Raw genomic sequence first — 10,014 nt, 5'->3', positions numbered from 1 at the left:
CTTCAATGTCAATCTTACACTGGATTAATCATTTAAACGGAAAAAAACTAGCTCAGATTAAACATGCCCTGAGTTTTCAATAGCACAACACGTTATTTTTTAAGGACCGCAGGCAGTTCCTTTATTTTTCGCTCAGCTTTCTGCTGGTGAACCTGATAGGATTTGCGTTCTATTATATTTATCCGGCAGCGCCGCCCTGGTATGTACAGCAATATGGTTTTGGCTTTATCCCGGGCACACCGGGTAATACCGCCGGCCTCGCGGCGTTCGACCGTATTTTTCATGTAGGGGTATTCAAAGCCCTGTATGCTAAAAGCTCTAATGTGTTCGCTGCCATGCCTTCGCTGCATGCTGCGTATCCGCTGATCGTGCTGTATTATGGTATCAAAAACAAGTTGGGAGCTGTCAACCTCCTGTTTGTGCTGGTAATGGCAGGCATCTGGTTCTCGGCCGTGTATTCCGGCCATCATTATGTGTTGGATGTGCTGGCGGGCATAGCCTGCTCAGTAACCGGGATATTCCTGTTCAAATGGCTGTCGGAAAAACAACCCCTCGTCAAAAAAGGACTGGCCGCTTTTGAAAAAGCCATACGCTGAGAAAGCCAGGACCCTAACATTTCTTTTATAATTATTTGCAGATATTTGCCGCATGGCAATAGTAAAACCTTTTAAGGCGCTGCGTCCGCATGCGCAACTGGCCAAGCAAGTGGCCAGCCGTCCGTATGATGTATTGAACAGTACAGAAGCAAAAATTGAAGCACAAGGCAATCCCAATTCCTTCCTGCATATTACCAAAAGCGAGATCGACCTGCCTGAATCTGTGGATATCCATTCACAACAAGTGTATGAGCAGGCGAAAGCCAACCTGGAAGCATTCATCAAAAGAGATGTGCTTTTCAGGGAAAACAGGGAATGTTATTATATCTACCGGTTGGTGATGGATGGCCGCAGCCAAACCGGGCTTGTTTGTGTAAGCAGCATCAACGATTATGAGAACGACATTATCCGTAAACATGAATTCACCCGCCCGGAGAAAGAGCAGGATCGCATCAACCATATCAAAACTTCCGGTGCGCAAACAGGGAATGTTTTCCTCGCATACCGTCACAATGAAAAAGTAGATGCCCTCATTGCCGAATGGCAGGAAACCAAATCGCCGGTATATGATTTTGTTGCCGATGATGCAATACAACATACCATCTGGATTGTCAATGATACCACTACCTGCGAAACGATCAGCGGTCTTTTCGAATCAGAAATACCCTATACCTATATTGCTGATGGCCATCACCGGGCCGCTTCTGCAGCTAAAGTGCGCAAAGCGATAGAAAACAAAACGGGCAATGGAGCCGATTTTTTTCTCACTACGCTTTTTCCTTCTAACCAGTTATACATCATGGATTATAACCGGGTGGTGAAAGACCTGAACGGACTAGATGCAGCGCAATTCCTCGCGGCATTGAAGGAGAAATTTACGATAGAATTGGTGGGCGCTGCAGCATACAAGCCTTCCCATCTGCACACTTTCGGATTGTATTTAAATGGCAGCTGGTACAAACTCACCGCTTTACCAGGTACGTTTACAGAAGACCCGATTGGTGTATTGGATGTTACTATCCTGCAAAACAATGTGCTTGATCCCATCCTGGGTATACACGACCCCCGTACCGATAAAAGGATTGATTTTGTGGGAGGTATACGCGGATTACAGGAACTGGAAAAAAGAGTGAATAGCGGGGAGATGGCAGCAGCTTTCAGCTTGTACCCGGTAACCATCGAACAACTGTTCGATATTGCCGACAGCGGTAATGTAATGCCTCCCAAAAGCACCTGGTTTGAGCCGAAACTAAGAGATGGATTGTTGACGCATCTTATTTATCAATAAACAGCGCGTACCGGCATCCGGCGCCGATTCAAAATAATATTATGAAAAACGTACTGATCGCTTTCGTTGCTTTATTGTTGTTTCATGGTTCTTACGGACAACAAACTACTGCCCAGCAGTTACAGGAAACAGCCATGTCCATGATGCGGCAGGGAGATTTTACGAATGCTGTAACAGTCCTTGAAAAAGCCGTGGCGAAAGATCCCCAGAACCTCGAGTTGCTGAAAAACCTCTCCTATGCCAATTACCTTAAAAGGGATTTTGCAAAAGCAATAGAAGTAGCCAAACCACTGGTGCAGCGACCTGATGCCGATGAGCAAACTTTCCAGATACTGGGAATGAGTTACAAAAGCATTGCTGCATATAAAGATTGCGGCAAACTGTACAAAGAGGCTATCAAAAAATTCCCCAACAGCGGCGTCATCTATAACGAATACGGTGAGTTGTTGGAAATGGATAATAGCCTTGGCGATGCCATTGTAAAATGGGAAAAAGGCATCGTATCTGATCCCAATTACAGCAGTAATTATTACAATGCAGCACGCTATTACGCTAAAAAAGCCGAGTGGATCAGGGTGATATTATACGGAGAGCTCTTCCTGAACCTGGAAAGCTTTACGCCCCGGACAGAAGATGTAAAAAAAGGATTGCTGTTTGCTTACCAGAATCTGTTCAAAGGAAGTACCCTGCAGGATGCTATTGCTGCGAAAAGCGCCAGCGGCTTTGAAAAAGAAGTGCTGAACACTTATGCTAAAACAATGGCGCTGGCGAAAGACGGCGTTAATATCGACAACCTGGTTACGATCAGGACCCGCTTCATCCTGGAATGGTTCCAGGGCAATAATAAACAGCAGTATCCTTTCCGTTTGTTCGAGCAGGAACAATATCTTTTGCGGGAAGGAATTTTTGAAGCGTACAATCAATGGCTCTTCGGCGGCGTGATCAACGCAGATGCTTACCAGATATGGCAAAACAACCATCCAAAAGAATACAACGGTTTCAAATCATTTCAGGAGGGCCGCGTGTTTAAACTGCCGGCAGGACAATACTACATGAGCCATTAAGCTTTGTTATTTGTACTGTTTTGCCTAACTTACCCCTGGTGCATTTAAAGGCGCCGATTGTTATGACTGCGAAAAGATTGTTTGATTGCCTGGAGTACCAGTTACAACATTTTCCTAAAAAGGATATGCTGTCGGCAAAGGAGAACGGAGTATGGGTGTCTTATTCAACAGAAGAAGTAGTAGGTATTGTGAACAGGTTCAGCGCCGGCCTGTTACATTTGGGCGTGAGCGCCGGTGATATGACCGCCGAGAGCAGCGATAAGATCGCCATCATCAGTAATAACAGGCCCGAATGGCTGTTCGCCGATCTTGCAGTACAACAACTGGGCGCTATACTGGTGCCTGTATATCCTACCACCAACCCGGCTGAATTGGAATTTATACTGAACGACGCAGCGGTAAAATACATTTTCGTAGGCAATAAAGAACTGTATGAAAAAGCAAAATCGGTGGCGGGCCGTGTGCCTTCTATAAAAACCATTTACAGCTTTGACAAGATAGAAGGAGCTGAACATTGGAGTGCGGTAACAGAGCTCGCAAATGACGATCTGCTACAGGAAGTAGCGCGTATCAAAAAGAACATACCGGTATCGCAACTGGCTACCATCATTTATACATCGGGAACAACGGGTACACCCAAAGGCGTGATGTTGAGTCACCGTAATATCTATTCGAACCTGTATTATTCGAAAATAAGTTTCCCTTTTGAAGATGCACCTCAATATAAAGTGCTGAGCTTTCTGCCGCTCAACCATATTTTCGAAAAGATGGTCACCTACATCTATCTCTACAGCGGCATTGGCATTTATTATGCAGAGAGCATGGATACTATTGGAGACAATCTCCGCGAAGTAAAGCCTAATGGGTTTACCACAGTGCCGCGTTTGTTGGAGAAAGTGTTTGAGCGCATTATGAACAAAGGCAATGAGCTTACGGGCATCAAGCGTAAACTTTTTTTCTGGTCGGTAAGCCTGGCATCTCAATACGATAACAACAACAGCAGCGGGCCCTGGTATCGTTTGCAGTTGGCGCTTGCCAATAAGCTGGTCTTCAGCAAATGGCGCGAAGCGCTGGGGGGTAATGTTGCCTTCATTGTAACCGGAGGAGCGGCCTGCCAGGTAAAGCTATTGCGTATTTTCAATGCTGCCCGCATACCTGTCTATGAAGGGTATGGACCAACCGAGAACAGTCCTGTTATCGCGGTAAACCGGAAAGCAAAAGGTGGTAACCGCCTTGGAACAGTGGGGCCGGTGATAGAAGGAGTAACCCTTAAACTGGAAGAAGACGGTGAGATATGTGTAAGCGGCCCCAGTGTAATGGAAGGGTATTATAAACGACCCGATCTTACGGCCGAAACGGTGATAGACGGATGGTTGCATACCGGCGATATAGGCGTATTGGAAGAAGGCGGCTTCCTGCGAATCACCGACAGGAAAAAAGAATTGTTCAAAACCAGCGGAGGAAAATATGTTGCCCCACAACCCATTGAAAATAAACTCAAAGAAAGCCGTTTCATAGAACAGGTAATGGTGGTAGGCCCTGAACGTAAGTTCGTAGGCGCTTTGGTCGTGCCAACTTTTGCAGCCCTGAAAGATTGGATGAAAGCAAATAATATTACTTTTACTACCAATGAGGCAGCGATACGTGAACCCCGTGTATTGGAAATGTATCAGAAACTGGTAGATCAGTACAATACCGGTTTCAACCACGTTGAACAAATCAAAAAATTTGAATTGCTGCCACATGAATGGACCATCGAAACAGGTGAGATGACACCCAAGCTGAGCCTGAAAAGAAAAGTGGTGATGGAAAAATTCAGAGAAGCGATCGAGCAGATTTATCGTTGACCCCGGTTTCCATTTAAATAGAGCATCTTCGTAAACTGCTATTAATCAGTTTAATAGCAAGCTGCATAGCGTGCTTTTGTTGTGCAATAAATCTTCTTGGCGCTTTTGCAAATCTTGGCGAAATTGTGTGAAGACCAATGCTGCGTATGACTAGAAATGCTGAAGCTGTTTCAGATGGTGCCGGTGAACTACGGTTCAGGATGCTGGTAGAGAATAGCATGGACATTATTATCCATGCCAATATACACAGGGAGATCACGTATATCAATCCAGCAGTAAAAAAGATCATGGGCTATGAAGTAGAAGAAGTAGTAGGAAAGCGATTACGTGACATGATCTATGAAGCAGACCTCAACCGGTTATTGGGTGAATTTGAAGAGGTCCTCCAATCACCGGGCAAGAGCTTCAAAAAAGAATATCGAGTCAAAAAAAAAGAAGGTGGTTTTGTTTGGGTGGAAGCTACGGTGGTTAACCTGTTGCACATGAAAGGTGTGGAGGGTATGATCATCAACCAGCGTGATATCACTGAAAAAAAAGAAAAAGAAGAAGAACTTTATAAAAGCAATGAGCGTTTTTTATACGTAGCCAGGGCAACCAACGACGCCATCTGGGACTGGGACCTTGAGTCGGATATTGTTACAAGAACAGGGCATGGATTGAAAACCAATTTCGGATATGATCCGGTAGAAGTTTCAAAAGACAAGGATTTCTGGATTAAGAAAGTGCATCCCGATGATCTCGAATCCATGCTGGATAAAAGGGCGCGGGCACTCAATGATTCGCAGGATGCTTATTGGGATGATGAGTACAGGATCATCAAGGCGGACGGGAGCTTTGCTTATATTTACGACAAGGGATATATCATACGCAATCAGGAAGGGAAGGCTATTCGCATGATCGGCGCCACGCAGGATATTACGAGAAGAAGGGCTGCAGAAGCGTTGCTTGGGGAATTGAACACACGCCTGAAAAAAAGGGCTGCGGAACTGACTACTTCAAATATTGAACTCGAACGGTTTGCGTATGTAGCTTCTCACGATTTACAGGAACCTTTGCGTATGGTGAGCAGCTTTTTACAGTTGTTCAGGAAAAAATACGAAGGGCAAATAGACGAAACGGCAGACAGGTACATCCATTATGCGCTGGATGGCGCTGAAAGGATGAAGAAATTGATCCTCGACCTGCTCACTTATTCCCGCGTAGGGTCGGATAAAAGCGGGTATGAGGAAGTAAATATGAATGAGTTGCTGAAAGATATTTACAACTTGTTCGAAAAAGAGATTAAGGAAACGAATGCACAAGTGGAAATAGGTAACCTGCCCATGATCAATGCAAATAAAACGCAGATGTTTCAATTGTTTCAGAACCTGGTAGGCAATGCATTGAAATACCATAGCAAGGAAATTCCTTCGATAAAAATAACATGCAAAGAGATGGAGAGCCAGTACCTGTTCAGTGTGAAAGACAATGGTATTGGTATTGATGCAGCACACTATGAGAAGATTTTCCAGCTGTTCCAACGCCTGCATAGTAAAGGCAGTTACAGCGGAACCGGTATAGGGTTGGCTATTTGTAAAAAGATCGCAGAAAGACATGGCGGCAGTATCTGGGTGGAATCGGGCAAAGAGAATGGCAGTTGTTTTTACCTGACCATCGGTAAATAATCTTCATCATTTCAATGAAATGAAAGGAAAGACATGGAATAGCAGAATAGTTTATGTTTTTTTGTAAGTTATTTTATACCTGTTTGTATGAGGAAAACTAAGGCCGTTCAAAATAACAGATGAGTATGTCCGATCATTACCTGCAAATGAACATACTTATTGTAGAGGATAACCCGGGAGACCTTTTCTTATTGGAAGAGTTGCTCGGTGCTACTTCGTTGCCTGTGGCCAGGCTCTTCAGGGTAACGAATGCGACACAAGCCATTTCCGTACTCCAACTGCAAAAGATCAACCTGGTGCTGCTCGACCTTACCCTGCCCGACAGCGATGGGCTGGAATCTTACAAGATCATCAACCAATATGCCGTTTCTATTCCCATCATTGTATTAACAGGTATGATAGATATGCACGTAGCGTTGGAAACTATGGCCAACGGCGCGCAGGATTACCTGATAAAAGGAGAGTTTGATGAGAAGCTGCTTTCCAAATCCATTCAATACAGCATAGAACGTAAGCGGAACCTGGAAAACCTGCGCGAAAGCAATGAGCGTTATGAATTTGTTACCAAGGCCACCAATGATATGGTGTGGGACTGGAACCTCGATACGAACGAGATTTATTGGGCCGGTGAAAACATCTACAAACTCTACGGATACCAGGTCACCGATTTTAAAACTTCGGCAGATTTCTGGGAGAAATGTATCCACCCCGACGACAGGCAGCGGGTTATAGATGGTTTGTTCAAATCCATCAGCAGTAATACACATTCCATCTGGCAGGATGAATTCCGTTTCAGGAAGGCCGATGGAACTTATGCGCACGTGGTTGACAAAGGATACCTGTTATATCATGGTCAAACACCACGCCGGATGATAGGCGCCATGCAGGACATCACAGACCGCAAACTGGCCGAACTCAAAGTCATCAACAGCGAGAGAAGATTCCGGTCGCTGGTGCAGAATGGATCAGATATGATCAAAATACTGGATGAAGATGGCCATTTCACTTTCTCAAGCCCTACGGTAGAAAAAGTGCTGGGTTATACCCCATCAACCCTGGTAGGCAGGAATTTATTCGATTTCATCCATCCGGATGATATGGCGTTTATACGCAAACGGTTCAAACAGATCAGCCAGCAGCCATCGCTTGAAATATCTTCCTTCCGGTTTAGGAATGCCGATGGGGAATGGCGCTGGTTGGAGGCTAAGCTTACCAACCTCATCGAGGATCCTTCTGTCAGGGGCATTGTGTCGAACTCGCGGGATGTGACCGAAAAGAAGCAGATGGAAAAAAAGCTGCAGGAAGAAAGGCAGATGAAGCAGAAGGAGATCACAGAAGCTGTTATACGCGAGCAGGAAAAAGAAAGATATGAGATCAGCAAAGAGCTGCACGACAATGTGAACCAGCAACTCACGGTTGCCATGATGTACCTCGCAACGGCATTGAAGGGAAGCGATAATCACCAGGAATTATTGAAACAATCTTCTGGTTTTATTTTCAACGCCATTGAAGAGATCCGGAAACTATCCAAGGCGCTCGTAACGCCGCTGATCAAAGATTTTGGTCTGGCCAAAGCCATCGACGGACTGGTAGAAGATATACTGGTGGCGAACCAGATGAGTATTGAATTTTTCTACGAATCTTTTTATGAGGAAGACATCAACTACGAGTTCAAGCTCAATATTTTCAGGATCGTGCAGGAGCAGATCAACAACATTATCAAGCATGCCAATGCGAACTGTGTTACTATTGAATTGTACAGGGATGATTTCATCCGTCTTTCCATTACCGATAACGGGAAGGGCTTCGACACCGCTGTAAAAAGAAAGGGAATCGGCATCAACAATATTTTTAGCCGCGTGGAACTATACAACGGCAGTATTGAATTGAAAAGCGCTCCCAACAAAGGATGCCAACTGCATATTGTTTTCCCTGCCGGAAGAGAAATACTAATTGAACCGCCTACTCAAACCGTTTGATCGGTTTTATTACGTCTGGCATCCAGGAATTTTTGCCGGATAATATCCTGCACCGGTTTCTGGTCGATCTTGCTTTCGAGCCAGGAAATGATATCGAGGTACATGAAGGCGCGACTTTCCAAACGATTTTTTTCGAGCGGTTTCAATGTTTGTAACAGCGTTTCGAATTGCGGTTTCAGCTGACGGGGCGTTAACCGGAAAGAGTTTCTCAAAAAAGCAAAAATCTTTTCTTCAACAGTGCTCAGGTTCTCCATCTTGGCCATGAAGCGGTAAACCGATTTCAACAGGTATTCCAGCAATTCAAAATTGCCCAACTCATAATGTGCAATCAGGTGAAGCAGGCGTGCATAACATTGCAGATCGGTGCGCAGGTCTACTTTAAGGTTGATGATCTTATTGAGGTAATCGATGCTTTTATCATGATCGCCGCTACCGAAATAGAGTGATGCTATTTTATAATAGAATACCAATATCCGGTGCCTGTCGAGATACAATTCGTATTCTTTGATCTTCTCTTCAATATAAGGAACCAGGTAGAGCCCCTCTGTAAAAGTGCCTTCCATGAAATGCTTGTTCAACTTGGCGGTTACCAGGTAAATGAAAGTTTGAATGAGGTTGTTCTGGTTGCCTTGAATCACAGGTGTTTCGATGAATTTTTCAAACACCTCGATAGACTCGTTGAATTTCTGGTAATTCCTGAGATCGAAATGTGCGCTCATGAGGTTGTGCATGCCCTTGATATAATGAGCAGTCTCTATTTCGATCATTTTGGGATCGTTATCGAAAATGTCTACCCATTTCTGGCAATAACGGTAATACATCAGAAAATCCTGGGTAATGAAGGCATACCAACAGTAACACTGATAAAGATAGAGTCGTTCATAAAAGCCTTTGCAGGTCTGGCTATGTTGCAGTACATCCTGCTTGAAAAAAAGATCCAGCGCTGCCGTATCTTTTTCATTGCGGGCGTGCCCATTGCGGATATACCAACTGTACAATTGCAGGGAAAGATTAGACAGTTTGCCGATAACAGAAAGCCGCGCATTCACTTCTTCCACTTCGGCGCTGAGCCGCTCCGCCCGGTCTTGCATACTCCGGGTAATATGCAGCGATTCGATCTTTTTCTCTAAGAACAATACCTGCCCGATATAAGTGACCTGGTTATTGGTACGGGCCAGGTCTTTGATGCGATCGAGTATCCGCAGACTTTGGTGATACAACCCCTTGTTGTATAATAAACGGGCAAAATCGAGCTGCTCATGCAGCTGCAGGTCAATATTCTCTTCCTGTTTCAACAGGCGCAGGCTGGCCAGGAGTTCGTGATACAGGTGGGCTTTGAGATTGGAAAGCTGCTGTTTTTGAAGGGAAGGGTTCTTTTTCAGGAGGGCTTCCTCATCATATTGTTTCATCTTATCCAGGGCATCGAAAAGCTGCACAATCTTCAAATCACCACCCCCTCCGGCCGAAATCCGGTTCATATAGAGCTTGAAATTGCGTTTTTCAGACCTTTCGAGCGATTGAACCAGCTGGAAAAGTGCATCGGTAGAACGGTTGGGCATCGTAATTTATTTATACT

6 protein-coding genes and 1 pseudogene are annotated in these 10,014 nt (G+C 44.8%); 6 read left to right on the top strand and 1 reads right to left on the bottom strand.

Annotation, left to right across the window (positions count from 1 at the left end):
- Positions 1–104: 104 nt before the first annotated feature.
- The 6 genes and pseudogenes from BLU98_RS15285 to BLU98_RS15260 all read left to right on the top strand — a co-directional run.
- A pseudogene (locus BLU98_RS15285) lies at positions 105–596 on the top strand (phosphatase PAP2 family protein); the annotation flags it as partial.
- A gap of 52 nt (positions 597–648) precedes the next feature.
- Positions 649–1,884 carry a DUF1015 domain-containing protein gene (locus tag BLU98_RS15280; protein ID WP_092726379.1) on the top strand — a complete coding sequence of 412 codons (1,236 nt, stop codon included), beginning with the start codon at positions 649–651 and terminating at the stop codon, positions 1,882–1,884.
- Between the two features lie 41 nt (positions 1,885–1,925).
- Complete coding sequence (locus tag BLU98_RS15275; RefSeq protein ID WP_092726377.1) at positions 1,926–2,948, top strand: tetratricopeptide repeat protein; 1,023 nt, start codon at positions 1,926–1,928, stop codon at positions 2,946–2,948.
- A 62-nt stretch (positions 2,949–3,010) separates the two neighbouring features.
- The gene (locus BLU98_RS15270) at positions 3,011–4,795 is read left to right on the top strand and encodes an AMP-dependent synthetase/ligase (protein ID WP_092726375.1); all 1,785 of its coding nucleotides are present in this window, start codon (positions 3,011–3,013) and stop codon (positions 4,793–4,795) included.
- A 146-nt stretch (positions 4,796–4,941) separates the two neighbouring features.
- Positions 4,942–6,459 carry a sensor histidine kinase gene (locus tag BLU98_RS15265; protein ID WP_257575035.1) on the top strand — a complete coding sequence of 506 codons (1,518 nt, stop codon included), beginning with the start codon at positions 4,942–4,944 and terminating at the stop codon, positions 6,457–6,459.
- 125 nt (positions 6,460–6,584) lie between these two features.
- Positions 6,585–8,438, top strand: a complete 1,854-nt coding sequence (locus tag BLU98_RS15260) for a PAS domain S-box protein (protein ID WP_257575034.1) — start codon at positions 6,585–6,587, stop codon at positions 8,436–8,438.
- On the opposite strand, the gene BLU98_RS15255 is transcribed toward BLU98_RS15260, so the two are convergent.
- Positions 8,426–9,997 (bottom strand): hypothetical protein, encoded by a 1,572-nt coding sequence (locus BLU98_RS15255; protein WP_092726369.1) that lies wholly within the window; start codon positions 9,995–9,997, stop codon positions 8,426–8,428. The two genes, BLU98_RS15260 and BLU98_RS15255, sit on opposite strands and share 13 nt — an antisense overlap.
- Between the last annotated feature and the right edge of the window lie 17 nt (positions 9,998–10,014).

The sequence above is a fragment of the Hydrobacter penzbergensis genome (genome assembly GCF_900106985.1).
Classification (GTDB): domain Bacteria; phylum Bacteroidota; class Bacteroidia; order Chitinophagales; family Chitinophagaceae; genus Sediminibacterium; species Sediminibacterium magnilacihabitans.
The sequence above is the reverse complement of the archived record's forward strand: the minus strand, read 5'-3'. Positions and strand labels throughout refer to the sequence as shown.

Bases quoted from the DNA above. Each gene is read 5' to 3' on its own strand.
- BLU98_RS15280 (WP_092726379.1), top strand. From the start codon at position 649: ATGGCAATAGTAAAACCTTTTAAGGCGCTGCGTCCGCATGCGCAACTG.
- BLU98_RS15260 (WP_257575034.1), top strand. From the start codon at position 6,585: ATGTCCGATCATTACCTGCAAATGAACATACTTATTGTAGAGGATAAC.
- BLU98_RS15265 (WP_257575035.1), top strand. From the start codon at position 4,942: ATGACTAGAAATGCTGAAGCTGTTTCAGATGGTGCCGGTGAACTACGG.
- BLU98_RS15255 (WP_092726369.1), bottom strand. From the start codon at position 9,997: ATGCCCAACCGTTCTACCGATGCACTTTTCCAGCTGGTTCAATCGCTC.
- BLU98_RS15270 (WP_092726375.1), top strand. From the start codon at position 3,011: ATGACTGCGAAAAGATTGTTTGATTGCCTGGAGTACCAGTTACAACAT.
- BLU98_RS15275 (WP_092726377.1), top strand. From the start codon at position 1,926: ATGAAAAACGTACTGATCGCTTTCGTTGCTTTATTGTTGTTTCATGGT.